Below are 14,517 nucleotides of genomic sequence, written 5' to 3' on the forward strand. Positions count from 1 at the left end.
ATTAGTATCCTTATATTGCCCGCGCTATGGATTAGAACAGCGCGGGCATTTTTTATTTAAGGTGATTAACGCAGAGGGCGTGCATGTGCAGCACCACGGAAAATAGCATTCATAAAGAGTACATGCATGCCATCTAAGTACGCTCGGAAGTTTGGTTCCTGAGTAAAGCTGATAACCAAACCATTTCCCTCAGGTTGCACCATTAATAAAGGCTTGTGCGCGATTTGCTGTTGATTTTCAGCCCAAATATAACCACTTGCCAACACATCATCGGCGCCCACATAATTTACTACGTTACGGCCATGGTTAATGCGCAGCGGCGTGTAAATATCGTTGCCGATAAACATAGCATGCAATTGTTCGTGTACCCCAGCGGTTAACCAGTGCTCCTGATCAACAGAGGTACGCGCAATTACACCGGAAACCCAATCAGGTTGCGCATTCGGGTTGCGAATGTGGCGCTGATGCTCATCTTCGCTATCGATTAATACGCCATCGGTGCGGCCTTGCTCGGCGACATCCGCTAAACCATCTACTTGGGCTTTTTGCTCAAGTGAGCTGTGCAATAGTGGACTTTCTCCCGAAACTGCAAAACGTGTGGCGTTACCCAAGGTAATTAGTACACCGCCACGCTGTACCCACTGCCGTAAATTCTCACGGCCGGTATCGCCGAGCGCTTGCTCATAGCTCCCACCTGCTGTTGCTGGGAGAATGATAACCTGATAATTCGCCAAATTTGCTGCACGTAATTGCGCGGGGCGAATAGCGGTTACCGGGTAATTAAACTCCCGTTCGATAATAAAGCGCGTACTACCGGCACTTAGCACACTTGATGGTTGGTCCCACAGCAAAGCAATATTTGGTGCGTGCATTTGCTTCATATTCGCGGAGCCAACATTCGGGCCGTCACGCATCCAGCTTTTCTCTAAACCAGTCACCTTGGCGCCACTTGCAACGGCTAACTCTTGCACGGTTTCAGTTAAGTTTTCAGGGTTACCGGCGCGCGGCACAATTAAACTTCCCGCAGGGTATTCAGTACCATTAGCGTGCGTAAAGCTTAGATCTGAGCTACGAACACGCAAGCCTTCACGAAGAGCCGCGGTAAGAAAACGGCCACTGTTCATGTCGCCCCAAGGAATAACATAACCAAAATCGGCATCTGCGTTTGCTACGTCACCCGCTATTATCCGATCGGTATTCACTGGCGTAGTGGCAACTCGTGGTTGTTGATGACAAATATCCATATCTAGGTTGAACATCAACGGTAACGACCACGCCGTAACGTCGTAAATTTGATCCGGTAGGTTATTGGCGCGTAAACGTTCTTGTTCCGTTAGGAATTCATCGTCCATAGGGACATTATCATCGAGCAGGGTACGAATAAGATGATAAGCCGGCTGGGCGGCTTGTACTACGTACGCCCCTTGTTCATAGCTTTCCCCACAAGCGCGGAAACTATCATTCGCTTGGCCCACTTCGATGCCTTGTTCTGAAAGTAACGCCATCAGCTTGCGATTACCGGCAATATCACGTGAGTTTGCGAAAATATAGCTCCGTACCGAACCTCGGCTACCTTGTTCAATACCTTGTTGACGATAGTTAAAAAACCGCTGCAAGAGATCTTGGCGGCGTTGCGATGCTGTTTCGATCGTAGCCATAAACGCTACAAAATTGCGCTGCACACCATCAGCATAGGTAAGAGTTTCGCCATCTCGCGTTTTAAATTGATGGCCGCGGGCGGAGCCCATTTCGTAGGTCATGGCTAAACTGCCATGATAGAGCGGCCAACTGGCACCATAACCAGGATAGAACGCGTCGAAAATTTCGCGGGTAAAGTAATCAAAGCCAAAATCATCGAACCAAAGTGCATTATTCTCACCAACCCAGTTCAATCCTTCTCGTTGTTCGCTGGTGATAAACGGATTGTATGGATGCGCTTCAGGCGTAAAGTAATAGCTTAAATCACCGCCCATTTCGTGTGAATCAACAAAGATCAAAGGATACGTTTGCAGCAACGCGGCTACTCGACCACGCGTTTCCGGTTGCGTAAGCGCAAGCCAATCTCGGTTCATATCGAAAAGGTAATGGTTCGTGCGGCCATTTGGCCATGGTTCGTTGTGTTCAGCGGATAAGCGGTCCGATGATGGCTCTAAACCAACCGTTGCATAATAACGACTGACAAAACGCGCCCGCCCATCTGGGTTTTGTAACGGATCAAAATACACAATAGTATTTTCAAGCATTCCTTGCGTGCGCTCATCATTGCTGCTCAGCAAGTGCCATGCGGTAACCATGGCAGCTTCTGCGGGTGAGATCTCGTTGCCGTGAACGCTATTTGCGATCCACACCGATGCGGGTAATGATTCAATTAATTCGCGTGCTTGCCGTGAGTTCACCGTTCTTGGATCGGCAAGGCTACGCATCCCGGCGGTGATATCTTGAAAGCGGTTCATATTTTCAACCGAGCCGATAGCGGCATAAAACAGCGGCCGACCTTGCCAAGTTTCGCCGTAATCAAACAGTTTCACCTGATCTGGGTGAGCTTCTGCAAGCGCTTGAAAATATTCCTGAATTTGTGCTGGGCTGGATATCCGGCTGCCGGCTGGGTACCCCAATACATCTTCAATGGTGGGTGTATTTTGGTACTGCGCTTGTGGCCATTCTGGGATCGGTTGTTCTGCAGATACGTGGCCTGGATAAAGAAGGCTACTCATAGCTAGTGCTATTGTAGATACAGAAACGGACAATGATTTCATGAGAAACACCTGTATTACTTTTTTATTATTTAAGTGAATGAATATCCGTAACGGCTTCCGCATCTCTGTGAGGGAGAAGGTAATGTGCTGCTTGCACAATTGCGGCCAACAGTCCGTCCGTGTTGTGTCGGTGAATTAATTCTTGATCAGAGGCTACACATGAGATTACGGGAATATCAGTGTGCAATGACGAAGCATTACTAATAGCTAAATCTATGGGTTGAAAACCAAGTTGTTGTTCAAGCCAATCGAGCTTTTGCATTAACGTAAGGGCGCCTGCAGGGCTCAACTCGGGCACGAGATTCTCAATAAAGATAACCTTCGCCGGCGATTCGTAGATCGCTTTGGCAATATCGTTTACGAGTAATGGCGGCATAACAGAGGTTAAGAAGCTTCCAGGCCCGAGGATAATTAAATCGCTACGCTGCAAGTGCTTTAACGCTTCTGGGGTACCACTCACATTTGGCGATAAACTGAGCCGATGCGGCATACTGTTTAGTTCGTCTATGCGGATTTCGCCAAAACATTGTAAATTGTTATCAAGTTCGGCTAACAAATCGGTGGGGGTTTCCGACATAGGCAGAATACGATTATTTACTTTTAATAAGCGGCTCAGTAATTGAATGCCATCAATGGGGCGGGCTGAAAGTGCATCGAGCGTGTATAAAAGTAAATTGCCAAGATTATGGCCATCAAGATTAGAATTACTGTTAAAACGATAATTCAATACTTCTTTCGCAAGCGGTTGATTAGCTAGTTGCGACATGCAGTTGCGGATATCGCCCCAAGCAATACATTGATGATGTTTACGTAACATGCCAGTAGCGCCACCATTATCGGTGGTGGCAACAATACCAACCAAACGGCGTTCCAGAAATGCCAGCGTCGACATTACTCGACCCAAGCCATGACCACCACCAATGGCGGTGATACGCAAAGCCATAAGCGCCTGTTTATCACGAGCTGATTGCGAATGAATAACCATATAACCTTTAATTTTTGCTTTTTGTTTTACCAACTATATAGCTTGCGGGGCGAAGAGTGAATAAAAACGACGTTGAACATAGCCAAAGTAGCGTAAATTCTGGCAATATAGCAGCGCTTTAATAGAGGATTTGGAATATGCCCAGCAATAAAAACACCGGTTCACGCTACTTCGGTGTTCGCTTATATAGCGTTCTTTTGTATGCCATGATGCCATTTATACTATTTTACTTATGGTGGCATGGTCGCAAAAACACGGCTTACCGAGCGCGCATGAAAGAACGGTTTTGTAGCCAACATATTGATACCAAATGGCGTGGTTCAATCGTGTTTCATTGCGTATCGGTGGGTGAGTTTATTGCCGCGAGGCCTTTAATTGATGCTTTTGTGAATGACGACAGTGGCAGGCCTGTTGCTATTACGTGTATGACGCCAACAGCATCCGAACTAATTCAGCAAGTTTACGGCGATAAGATTTATCATTGCTACATTCCATTTGATACGCCCCGCGCAGTAAAACGTTTTCATGCGCGTTTGCAGCCTAGCGCATTAATAATATTAGAAACTGAGCTGTGGCCAAATTTAGTGCTTTACGCACGGCAAAATCAAATTCCGGTTGCCGTCGTGAATGGCCGTATGTCAGCGCAATCGTCACGTGGTTATGCGCGTATGGAATGGTTGTTCAAGCCAGTTTGGGGCGCGCTTAATTATTGCGGTGCGCAATCACAAACAGCGGCAGAACGATTCTTAACGATTGGTGTGAGCGAGCACGCTTTAGAAGTTTCGGGGAATCTTAAATTTGATATCAATATTCCAGATTCTATTTTAACCGAGGTAGAAAGTTATCGTGAGCTATTTGGCGAACGGCCTATTATAACCGCCGGGAGTACTCATGAAGGCGAAGAGGCTGAAATATTGGCGGCGTTTGCGAAAGTGCTGCAGGTAAAGCCAAACGCTTTATTGATATTGGTACCGCGGCACCAAGAGCGTTTTCATGCCGTGGCCGATTTGATTAAACAAACAAAACTAAGCATGGTGCAACGTAGTAGTGGCAGGCCTGTTACCGAAGATACGCAAGTGCTGCTCGCTGATACCATGGGTGAATTGCTCATTTGGTATGGGGTTGCGCAAATAGCCTTTATCGGTGGTAGCTTAATTGAGCGTGGTGGGCATAATCCTTTGGAAGCAATTGCCTTCGCAAAACCACTTATTAGCGGCCGCCATGTGTTTAATTTTAGTGAGGTATATGCGCAGCTCGATAAGCGGCAGGCCGTACGGTGGGTTAATTCCGCGGATTCTTTGGCGGATACGCTAATTGGATTGCTAACAACCATAGAAACGGCTGATAGAATTGGCCGTGATGCGCAGCGTATTTTTTCCGAGCATAGTGGTGCGGCGCAGCGTATTTACGTGCGTATTCAACAGCTTTTAAGCGCTTCATGATGATTGCAAACGCAGGAGCCCTAGAGTAGCAGGGGCCGTGGAGTAAGAGTAGAGTGAAAAAACAGCAGAATGCATTGTTCAGCAACACTGCGGTACAAAATATAAGGCAAGGGCGTCAATATTTTCGTGTGTTTAACCCACCGCAGCTGGGTAGCGCGGAAGATTGGCTTAACCCAAAGTTTTGGCAACAAGAGAATGCTGTGGTTGGCCAATCGAAAGGACGAAACACGGTTTGGTTTGTGAGTGATGGTCATCGCGAGTTTGTATTGCGGCATTACTATCGGGGCGGTTTACCGGGTAGATTATTAACCGATCAATTTATCTTTACGGGTATAGAAAATACTCGCAGTATTGCCGAGTTTAACTTGTTGTTGCAGATGGATGTGCAAAACCTACCGGTTCCGAAACCTGTTGCTGCAATGGTATGCCGAAGTGGAATGATATATCGAGCAAGCATACTTATTGAACGAATCGCTGGCGCTCAGGATGTATTCCAAATGCTGTGTTCGAGTGCGCTAAATGCAGCATCATGGTACCAAATAGGCGCTATGATTGGGGCTTTTCACGGCGCTGGAATTTATCATAGTGATTTGAATTGCCACAATATTTTATGGCAGGAAACGAAAGGCGAAGGGAAGCCTTGGTTAATTGATTTCGATCGGTGTGAAGTACGCCAAGGGCATAAGTGGAAATCGGAAAATATTGCCAGATTAAAGCGATCACTGGAAAAAGAGCAGCGTTTGCAGCCGGAATTTTATTGGCAAGAATCGGATTGGCAGACATTGTTGCAAGGATATCAAGCAAGTAACAACGCAGATTGAAAACCGAGTTTCACAGCCGCTAGATAAGCGGCTGAATAAAATATTGAACGTGAATTAAGAACTATATGAATCGCCAACCGCCAGTTTACGTAAAACATTGCTATAGTTTGAGATTCTTCCCTTGAGGCTTTGTAAAAAGGACATCGTTAATGTTCACCCGATTAATAATTGGTTCGTTAGTGTTCGTTACTAGTTCAGTGGCGAGCGTTGTTGAAGCATCTGATGAAAACTTGTGCTTAAAAACAGAATCAGAAACCTACAAAGTTACGGCTGAGTTTGCGACCACTGCGGAAACCAGAGCTCAAGGCTTAATGATGCGTGAATCCTTAGCCGAAAATGCGGCAATGCTTTTTGTTTATGAAAGCACAGGGCAACGTAGCTTTTGGATGTACCGTACCTTAATTCCTTTGGATATCGCTTACATTAGCAGTGCCGGCGAAATATTGGATATTCAACAGATGCAACCGTGCCGAAGCTATTGGAGTAATCGCTGCCAAAGTTATCCTGCGGGTGCACCTTTTAAATATGCTTTGGAAGTAAATCTCGGCAAGTTTAAGGAATGGGGCGTGAAGGTAGGTGATAAGCTACTGAATAGCGATTGCGCTACAACCATAGAGGAAGTGCAACCATGGCGTTCGTAATTAGATTTATTGTGATATGCACTTTGGTTTTTGTATTAGGCGCATGCGCCAGTACAGAGAATGCGAATACCGGTGCGCGTACCCAAACAGCGCCGAACTTACAGCAATTGAGTAACGATAATATCGGCCGCTATTTAGTTCAGGGCAGAACCCAAGTACACGATATTCAACGTTGGTGGGGGCGTCCGCAGGCGCAAGGGGAGAGCGGTGATTTCCGTTGGTACAATTACACATGGGTGGGCGCCGCTAACGCAGGCAATCAGAACGCTGGTGAAACCAAAATGGTGACGCTTACCGTTTATTTTATGACCGACACAGGCTTGCTCGCCGATTATGATTTGCAGGTGCGTCAATTCCCTGCGCATTCGCAGAACCGCTAGTATTTAGGTTAACTCCGCGGCTTGGTTGCATCTAGCCGCCTCAATGTTATTCCCCGGTGGAAGAAATCATGGATTACGCAGTACATATTTTCGGTGCGTTAGCACTTATCATTAATTTTATCGGCTATCGCCAAGAAACCGTAAATGGCTATCGTTTAGTATCAGCATTTGCGCTCGCTTGTTTGAGTATTCATTTTTTTATGCTCGGTGCTTCGGCTGCGGGTATTGGTTTAGCCATTGGTGCTGTGCGAAATATTGTCGCTATTCGCTACCAAAGCGTTTCTGTGCTGCTGGTATTCGTTTTGCTTAATATCGTGTTTTGTTTATGGGAATGGTTTGTTTTACAAAACTCAGTGGTGCTATTCATTGCATATACCGCATCGCTCGTTTTTACGGTTGGCTCAATTGTTCTTAAAAGCGCCCAAGCAATACGGCGCTGGTTTATTCTTGCTGAATCACTGATGCTGATTTATTCGATTTTGGTGCTTAGCCCGTTCGGAATGCTGTTTAATATTTCCAATCTAATAAGTATCTTTTTGAAATTGCGGAGTGAAAAGAAACTTGCCGCAGCGGCGGAGCTAGGAGTATCGGAGAGAACCGCAACGAAGTAGCAACCTCATATCAACAGTTTAGGTAAGGATTTGTTCGAGTGAAAACAAGTAGTAAAATCATTGATTTACGCAGTGATACCGTAACCCAGCCAAGTGCCGCTATGCGCGAGCATATGGCATTGGCTGCAACCGGCGATGACGTATATGGTGAAGATCCAACGGTTAATTTGCTAGAGCAGCGAGTCGCTAAACTGCTAGGGAAGGAAGCTGGACTGTTGTGCACAAGTGGCACCCAAAGCAATCTTATTGCCTTGTTAAGTCATTGTCAGCGTGGCGAAGAATATATTGTTGGTGAGGAATATCACACATACCGCTATGAAGCCGGTGGTGCAGCCGTGTTGGGCGGAATTGTTCCGCAAACAGTTGCGGTAGAAACCGATGGAAGCTTAAACATCAACGTAGTGGCAGGGAAAATAAAGGCAGATGATCCGCACTTTCCAATTACACGGTTGATTGCGCTTGAGAATACGCATTGCGGTAAGGTGATTCCTACTGCGTTTATTAACGCAGCGCGCGAACTGTGCGATCAGCATGGTTTACAGTTACATTTAGATGGTGCTCGATTGTTCAATGCGCACGTAGCGACTGAACAACCTCTGGCCGACATGGTGGCGCCTTTCGATAGTGTTTCTGTGTGTTTTTCAAAAGGGCTAGGCACGCCTATTGGTTCTGTTTTAGTGGGTTCTGCAGCGCTTATAAAGCGTGGTCGGCGATGGCGAAAAATGTTGGGTGGTGGTATGCGGCAAGCTGGTATTGTCGCGGCTTCACTTGATTACGCACTGGACCATCATATTGCACGAATTGCGGATGACCATGGGAACGCAAAAGCATTAGCTGCAGGCTTAAAGGCTTTACATACGGACGCATTTAGCATTGATGTGGTACAGACCAATATGGTTTATTTGCACTTTAGTAGCGCTGAAGTTGCAAAAAAAGTGAGCCAGGTGTTGCTGGCCGAGGGTATCAAAGTACCGAGTAGTGCAAAAATGCGTTTAGTGACGCATTTGGATGTGCAGGCAAGTGATGTAGAACGTATCGTGCAGAGCGTTCGCAAGGCACTCACTTAGAATCTACTTACTCTGACTTATCAATAACTTCAGCTTCGAAAACACGACCTTTCTGGGTGCTATCGTGGCGCCCCTGTTGCCGTTGAGCTGCTGCTTGGTTCTGATAACCGGCCATGCGGCGTTTACCGCGCCAGATCATAATGGGGATGAGTAGCCAGCTTAGCAGCAACATAAAAATAAATACTGCAAGGCCTACTACGAGCAATAAACCGAGCACCATCCACGCAATAATTCTAGCGAAAAAACCACTATTATTTGCCGCTTTCAGCTTATTTTGCATGGCAGCAGTGTATGCCTTGAACCGTGAACGATACATCATTTTGCGAGCCCTATAACGGTAACCAAGCCCTATTATACCTAATTTTCAGGAATTGTTCAGAGTAACGAGAATTCGTTACCTATTCTTTAAGGAGGATTTACAGAGAAGAATTGGTCGGCGTGAGAGGATTTGAACCTCCGACCCCTGACACCCCATGACAGTGCGCTACCAAGCTGCGCCACACGCCGACCGAGCCACGTATGTTACCTCTCACCACGCAAATGGCAAGTGTTAATCTGTGATTTTATTATGGTTGTTGATTAAATAAACAAAGGGCTTGCACTAATGTTAATTTTTGTAACAAATTAAAGATGCGATAGTTCCCATTTGATGCTAATTTTATCAACCTAGAGCTCAAAACAAAAAAAATAACTATACAACTTAGAAAGGTAGCAATATGAGAATAGTGACCATTATCCTCGCGGCGATTATCGGCGGGCACGGCGTGGCAGCTCAAGCCGATACGGACGTGAAGCCGATTACGTTGGAGGAATACGCGCGTAACGCTCAGTTTCTTGATGTGAAAATTTCACCTCAGGCCAATTATCTAGCTGCAACTACCCGTAACGAAGGTGGTTCGGTACGTTTAACGGTGTTGGATATTAATTCACGCTCGGTGTTATCTGCGACTGAACTTCGCGGTAATGAATCAGTTTCGAGCTTTCACTGGGTTAGTGACAAACGATTAGTTATGTCTTTAGCTCGTGAGTTTGGTCCGTTAGAAATGCCGGCACGCACAGGCGAGTGGTTTGGTATGGATGTCGATGGCGGTCGTCGCATTATGTTAACCGGTCCTCGTTCGCGAGATGGTGAATGGGTTGCGGCTGACGTTATCGATTGGCTACCTGATAGTCCGAACGAAGTATTAATTTCAACTTATGCATATTCATCTAGCGAACCATGGTTGGATATCTCGCGCATGCGTGTTGATTCAGGACGAAAAAGAAGTGAGGGCAGGGTTCCTCTTCGTGCTGTAGGCGGAGTTCAGGCTCGGTTGCTCACCGACTCCAACGGCGATCCCGCTGTAGCGGTAGGTTTAGATCCCAATAACACCAACGATATTATCATTATTGTACGTGAACCAGGTCGAAGAGGGGATTGGACCGAAATTGCACGCTATCCAGCACTGGAAGGTGGATTTACTCCCCTTGCGTTCATGGATGATAATTCGGTTGTGGGTTTAAGTGATACGAATTCAGATACGCGCGCGGTGGCTATTCTTAATTTAGAAAATGGCGATGAGGAAATTATTGCGTTGCACCCAGATACTGATGTAACGCCTATTATGTCATTCAACCGAGGCGGAGCTAACGAAGTGATTGGGGTGAGCTATGAATATGAAACGATCAACGCTTTACTATTTGAAGATGTTGAAGATCGTGAATATTCGAACGTAGTGCAAAGCTTAACCGCTACATTTCCCGATCGCCAAGTTAGCGTTAGCTCAACGACACGTGATGGCAACTTGATGGTGGTTTCAGTAAGAAGTGCGAATCACCCTACGCAGTTTTTCTTATTTGACCGTGAGAATGTGCAGTTAACCAGCTTAGCGGAGGCCTTTCCGTGGTTAAAGCGTGATTTATTGCCACAAACAAGAACAGTTGTTTATCAAAGCCGCGATGGGCTTTCGGTTCAAGGCTTACTTACCTTGCCGCGTGATAAAGAAGCGAAAGATTTGCCATTAATAATGCTTCCTCATGGGGGACCACATGGTATTCGCGATAGCATTGTTAATATCGATCGCGATGCGAAAGTGTTCGCACAGCACGGCTATGCAGTGTTTCAACCAAACTTCCGAGGTTCTGGCGGGTTCGGCCGTAGCTTTGAGGAAGCCGGGCATAAAGCCTGGGGTACTGACATGATTAATGATATGACTGATGGCGTGATGTACCTCGCTGAGCAGGGAATCGTTGATAAAGATCGTGTATGTGCCTACGGTGCCTCTTATGGTGGTTTTGCAGCGTTAATGAGCGCCATCCGGGAGCCTGATTTATACAAGTGTACCGTTGGCTTTGTAGGCGTATTTGATTTGAACTTAATGCTTACTGAAGGTGATATCCCAACCCGACAATCGGGGCGTGATTATTTGGCTCGCGTGCTTCCGGAAACTGAAGAAGGAAGAAATGCACAATCACCGTTGCACAACCTTGATCAGCTAAAAGCTCCGGTATTTTTGATTCATGGCGCTGAAGATGTTCGAGTACCGATTATTCACGCTGAACGCTTACGTGAAGCGCTTGAAGCGCGAAACCATCCATTAGAGTGGATGGTAAAAGAAGATGAAGGCCACGGATTTTACAAGCCTGAGCATAATGTTGAGCGTTGGGAACGGATGTTAACGTTCTTTAATCGATATATTGGCGAAGACAACTAAAGCGTTGTTTAAACAACTGTTTCGGAGGGTGTGATTTTATCACCCTCCGAAACGTTGTAACTCACGTAAACTTTGAATAAACACAGGCGTTGGCGGAACGGCACCTGGTACAAGCTCACCTTCACTATTAAACAACTGCATATCACCATTCTCATCGATAACCGTGGTTTGGTTATTCTCAAAAATATAGATATATGGTCGAACGCTCATTACTCTTGGAAAATTGCGGCTTTCTGAGCGCATGTCTTGTCCGTTGGTAAAACTACGGAAGCCTTCAGCGCAGGACATAAAATTACTAAGGGATGTTGGCAGAATATCTTCTAAATTCGATAGTTCACGTTCTTCTAATTCGACATTCATAGTATATAACGGCACCGAGAGACTTTTCGGGTCCGCGTTCGCTACGCTACCTATAATATGGCGGTTGGTGAGCGAAGTAATGATGATTTGCTGGGTGCTTGGCTGTGCTGATAAGAACTCAGCGATGTTGGCAATATCACTACCTGATGCGAATACGATATCCAAATTGAAATTATAATTTACGACACCCGTGAATTCGTTAAAATCGCGATTAAGTGCTTGTGGTAATGCGCGCTCAGGGAATTGCGCAGTATTAAACAAGCGTATTGGCGTGGCAAAATCATTCATGATCTGTAAATACGCTGGTTTTACATTCTGCTGCTCCAAGCTCTCCGTATAAAGATCAGGCATTCCGTAGAGTAACGAGTACACAGCAGAAGTTAATTCACGCTGCCCGAGGTGACGGTGTTGATATGACGCCAAACCCGGAACCGAATTCATTAACTCAGCTTGTTGCATTTCTGAAAGTGAATCAAATGCTACAACCGTTACGCCGCTACTCGCCGATAACTTGTTGCAGAGCATCGGCGTATTGGGGTAGCGCGCAACTAAGCGTTGATTCCCCGTGAGCCGATCACTTTGTGATTGAAAGCCTTCCACCGTTATCCAACCATGCCGAGCCATAAGTGATTTAGCGGTAGTTGGATAGGATAGGGGAAATAAATCGTCCTGTTGGGTTATTGGCGTATAGATATTCGCATCTGCCCAAATATGGGTACTATGGCTTACTAAAAAGGAGCCAATAAATACGGCCGCGAGCATTTTTGCAAAGCGTTTACCCTGTAATGCATCGTGGCGTTTCCAACTTAAATTGGCCAAGATTAGCTGCAACCCAAGAATGAATAAGAAAGAGAATATAACTAATAGCAGCATTAAAAAGCTGCCGCCCGGGAACCATTCTTCGGCGTCGGCCGCCAGTTGTGTAAGTGAATACGTATTTAAGTGGAAACCATATTGGTCAAAGAAAATTGCATCGAATAACAATGCAAATATACCAATACTCGCAACAACCGCAGCGTAGCCACGGAGAATGCCTGAGTAGGGTAAAATTAAGCACAAAGGAAATACGAGAACGATAAAAAACACGAAGGGTAAGAATGCAAAGTGGCCGAGCCAACTAACGATCAAATACGCGGTAGCTAATGGGCTTGTGCTCACTAAAGCGCTTTGCACGTAAAATAAGCCAATGGCTAGGCAAATAAGTATATTTGCTAGGGTGAACCAATGACCCCAGCTCACCAGTTTTGCAATTCGATCGCGTTGCTTATGTTTACCCATAGCGCTCTTCTTTTTATTGTTCTTTAGCTACTGATTGTAGCAGTATCTGACCAAATTGCGTGGCAATCGCTTGGCGCTTTTGTGCAGGTACGTGTTCTTGAAGAATATGCGTAACCACATTGCCAAGTGTCATGAGCGCCAAATCGTTCGGTGCTTTATCTTTGGCAAAAATATCGAGAATGTTATCGATTAACTGGTCTTGTCGTTCTTGATCGTATTTTGAAACAATCGGCATGATGATGGCCCCGGCTCCATGTTAGAATAGGGCAAGTTTAACATAAATCAGATAGTTGCATAGCGAGAGAGCCATGACATTGAAGGTTACTGCCAGTATTGTTCATCAAGTTTACCAAGATCCGGCGGGCGAATTTGGATTACGTTTTTCACCCGCAGCGCTTAATAGCGAAGCGGAAGTATCGAGCTTACTCGATGAAATGAATCAAGTTTACAATGCAAAGCCGAGCAAGGGGTATGCAAGCTTCGTGAGTGCTGATGATCCGCTATACGCTGATGCTCGCAAGGCGGGAGAGGAAATTCCGGAGCCTGAATTCCCCCGGTTACTAAATCAATGGCTGGCTGAAGACGCTGATTTTGTTGAGTTTTCTCAGCAAGTAGCGCGGTTATTGCAGCAAGAGCTTTCTCGTTATTCGTTTGCTGAATCAGGCTTTTTGTTGCTAGCCGATTATCAAGAAGGTTCTGATAGATTTCTGTTAGTGAGCTTTTTGCCAGTTCGTGAGGGCGTTATGGTGCAGCCCGATTTAAGTGTGAATAAATCGGCCCAACTTGATGTAAGCAAGGTGCAACTCGCGGCACGAATCAACCTTACTGAGTTTCAAGCGAAAGCGGATGATTTTTATTACGTATCGTTCATTAAAGGTAAAACAGGACGAAAAACCGCCGAATTTTTTCTCGATTTCTTAGGTTGTGCCGAACGAGTGAACTCGAAAAATAGTACGAAACAACTGGTAGATACTGTTCAGGCGTTTGTGAAAGCAGCAGAACTGCCAGATGAAGGCGCTAATGATGTTCGCAAGAGCGTGTTTGAATACTGCGGTGAGCAATGGCAGCAAGGTGAACAGATTCACATGAACGAGTTAGATAAACGCCTACAAGAGCAAGGCGCACCATCTATTAAGGCGTTCAGTGACGATAAAGGGCGGGAGATCCCAGAAAGTTTCCCAGCTGATCGCAGCAGTTTGCGGCAATTAGTGAAGTTTCAAGGGCAAGGCGGCGGCTTGAGTATGGCGTTTGATCAAAGCATGCTGGGCCAACGCGTTGCTTATGACGTTGATACCGATACCTTAACGATAAAAGGAACACCACCAAATTTACGTGATCAATTGCGTCGATACTACGGTATGAACGATTAATCGTAATGGTTGTTTTAGTAATCCTACGAGAAGTGCAGAAGTGGTTTGTAGCAAGAATGAATGTAGCTAGGAGATAAAGAAAGGGCTGACATTAAATTTCAGCCCTTTCACAG

The 14,517-nt window shown here is 45.8% G+C and carries 13 protein-coding genes and 1 tRNA gene; 8 read left to right on the top strand and 6 right to left on the bottom strand.

Features of this window, described 5'->3' with window-relative positions:
- Positions 1-65: 65 nt before the first annotated feature.
- Both CWE13_RS01095 and CWE13_RS01100 read right to left on the bottom strand, forming a co-directional pair.
- Positions 66-2,756 carry a M14 family metallopeptidase gene (locus CWE13_RS01095; protein WP_126805501.1) on the bottom strand — a complete coding sequence of 897 codons (2,691 nt, stop codon included), beginning with the start codon at positions 2,754-2,756 and terminating at the stop codon, positions 66-68.
- Positions 2,757-2,781: 25 nt separating this feature from the next.
- Complete coding sequence (locus CWE13_RS01100; RefSeq protein WP_241973610.1) at positions 2,782-3,774, bottom strand: gluconeogenesis factor YvcK family protein; 993 nt, start codon at positions 3,772-3,774, stop codon at positions 2,782-2,784.
- 104 nt (positions 3,775-3,878) lie between these two features.
- On the opposite strand from CWE13_RS01100, the gene waaA reads away from it, so the two are divergent.
- From waaA to ltaE, 6 genes are all read left to right on the top strand, one after another.
- Positions 3,879-5,183, top strand: a complete 1,305-nt coding sequence (waaA, locus tag CWE13_RS01105; protein ID WP_126805502.1) for a lipid IV(A) 3-deoxy-D-manno-octulosonic acid transferase — start codon at positions 3,879-3,881, stop codon at positions 5,181-5,183.
- 53 nt (positions 5,184-5,236) lie between these two features.
- Complete coding sequence (locus tag CWE13_RS01110; RefSeq protein ID WP_241973611.1) at positions 5,237-6,004, top strand: 3-deoxy-D-manno-octulosonic acid kinase; 768 nt, start codon at positions 5,237-5,239, stop codon at positions 6,002-6,004.
- Between the two features lie 149 nt (positions 6,005-6,153).
- The gene (locus tag CWE13_RS01115) at positions 6,154-6,645 is read left to right on the top strand and encodes a DUF192 domain-containing protein (RefSeq protein WP_126805503.1); all 492 of its coding nucleotides are present in this window, start codon (positions 6,154-6,156) and stop codon (positions 6,643-6,645) included.
- Positions 6,633-7,025 (top strand): hypothetical protein, encoded by a 393-nt coding sequence (locus CWE13_RS01120; RefSeq protein ID WP_126805504.1) that lies wholly within the window; start codon positions 6,633-6,635, stop codon positions 7,023-7,025. Before CWE13_RS01115 ends, CWE13_RS01120 begins: the two co-directional genes overlap by 13 nt.
- Positions 7,026-7,093: 68 nt before the next feature.
- Positions 7,094-7,636 (top strand): YgjV family protein, encoded by a 543-nt coding sequence (locus CWE13_RS01125; protein WP_126805505.1) that lies wholly within the window; start codon positions 7,094-7,096, stop codon positions 7,634-7,636.
- A 38-nt stretch (positions 7,637-7,674) separates the two neighbouring features.
- On the top strand, positions 7,675-8,703 hold the full coding sequence (gene ltaE / locus CWE13_RS01130; RefSeq protein WP_241973612.1) for a low-specificity L-threonine aldolase: 1,029 nt from the start codon (positions 7,675-7,677) through the stop codon (positions 8,701-8,703).
- A gap of 7 nt (positions 8,704-8,710) precedes the next feature.
- On the opposite strand, the gene CWE13_RS01135 is transcribed toward ltaE, so the two are convergent.
- Positions 8,711-8,983: a hypothetical protein gene (locus CWE13_RS01135; protein ID WP_126805506.1), complete on the bottom strand. Its 273-nt coding sequence runs from the start codon at positions 8,981-8,983 to the stop codon at positions 8,711-8,713.
- 150 nt (positions 8,984-9,133) lie between these two features.
- Positions 9,134-9,210 (bottom strand) — tRNA-Pro (locus CWE13_RS01140).
- Positions 9,211-9,419: 209 nt separating this feature from the next.
- Between CWE13_RS01140 and CWE13_RS01145 the strand changes: the two genes are divergently transcribed.
- Positions 9,420-11,396: an alpha/beta hydrolase family protein gene (locus CWE13_RS01145; RefSeq protein ID WP_126805507.1), complete on the top strand. Its 1,977-nt coding sequence runs from the start codon at positions 9,420-9,422 to the stop codon at positions 11,394-11,396.
- Positions 11,397-11,435: 39 nt separating this feature from the next.
- Here the strand turns inward: CWE13_RS01145 and CWE13_RS01150 are convergent, their stop codons facing one another.
- Positions 11,436-13,034: a DUF3413 domain-containing protein gene (locus CWE13_RS01150; protein WP_126805508.1), complete on the bottom strand. Its 1,599-nt coding sequence runs from the start codon at positions 13,032-13,034 to the stop codon at positions 11,436-11,438.
- Between the two features lie 13 nt (positions 13,035-13,047).
- Positions 13,048-13,269 (bottom strand): YejL family protein, encoded by a 222-nt coding sequence (locus CWE13_RS01155; protein WP_126805509.1) that lies wholly within the window; start codon positions 13,267-13,269, stop codon positions 13,048-13,050.
- Between the two features lie 73 nt (positions 13,270-13,342).
- Between CWE13_RS01155 and yejK the strand changes: the two genes are divergently transcribed.
- Positions 13,343-14,404, top strand: coding sequence for a nucleoid-associated protein YejK (gene yejK, locus CWE13_RS01160; protein WP_126805510.1), 1,062 nt, complete (start codon positions 13,343-13,345; stop codon positions 14,402-14,404).
- Positions 14,405-14,517: the final 113 nt, after the last annotated feature.

The organism is Aliidiomarina shirensis (genome assembly GCF_003987345.1).
Taxonomy (GTDB): domain Bacteria; phylum Pseudomonadota; class Gammaproteobacteria; order Enterobacterales; family Alteromonadaceae; genus Aliidiomarina; species Aliidiomarina shirensis.

What these genes read in the sequence shown, in the direction of transcription:
- yejK (WP_126805510.1), top strand. Translation starts at nt 13,343, where the DNA reads ATGACATTGAAGGTTACTGCCAGTATTGTTCATCAAGTTTACCAAGAT.
- CWE13_RS01150 (WP_126805508.1), bottom strand. Translation starts at nt 13,034, where the DNA reads ATGGGTAAACATAAGCAACGCGATCGAATTGCAAAACTGGTGAGCTGG.
- CWE13_RS01125 (WP_126805505.1), top strand. Translation starts at nt 7,094, where the DNA reads ATGGATTACGCAGTACATATTTTCGGTGCGTTAGCACTTATCATTAAT.
- waaA (WP_126805502.1), top strand. Translation starts at nt 3,879, where the DNA reads ATGCCCAGCAATAAAAACACCGGTTCACGCTACTTCGGTGTTCGCTTA.
- CWE13_RS01120 (WP_126805504.1), top strand. Translation starts at nt 6,633, where the DNA reads ATGGCGTTCGTAATTAGATTTATTGTGATATGCACTTTGGTTTTTGTA.
- CWE13_RS01155 (WP_126805509.1), bottom strand. Translation starts at nt 13,269, where the DNA reads ATGCCGATTGTTTCAAAATACGATCAAGAACGACAAGACCAGTTAATC.
- CWE13_RS01135 (WP_126805506.1), bottom strand. Translation starts at nt 8,983, where the DNA reads ATGCAAAATAAGCTGAAAGCGGCAAATAATAGTGGTTTTTTCGCTAGA.
- CWE13_RS01115 (WP_126805503.1), top strand. Translation starts at nt 6,154, where the DNA reads ATGTTCACCCGATTAATAATTGGTTCGTTAGTGTTCGTTACTAGTTCA.
- CWE13_RS01095 (WP_126805501.1), bottom strand. Translation starts at nt 2,756, where the DNA reads ATGAAATCATTGTCCGTTTCTGTATCTACAATAGCACTAGCTATGAGT.
- CWE13_RS01145 (WP_126805507.1), top strand. Translation starts at nt 9,420, where the DNA reads ATGAGAATAGTGACCATTATCCTCGCGGCGATTATCGGCGGGCACGGC.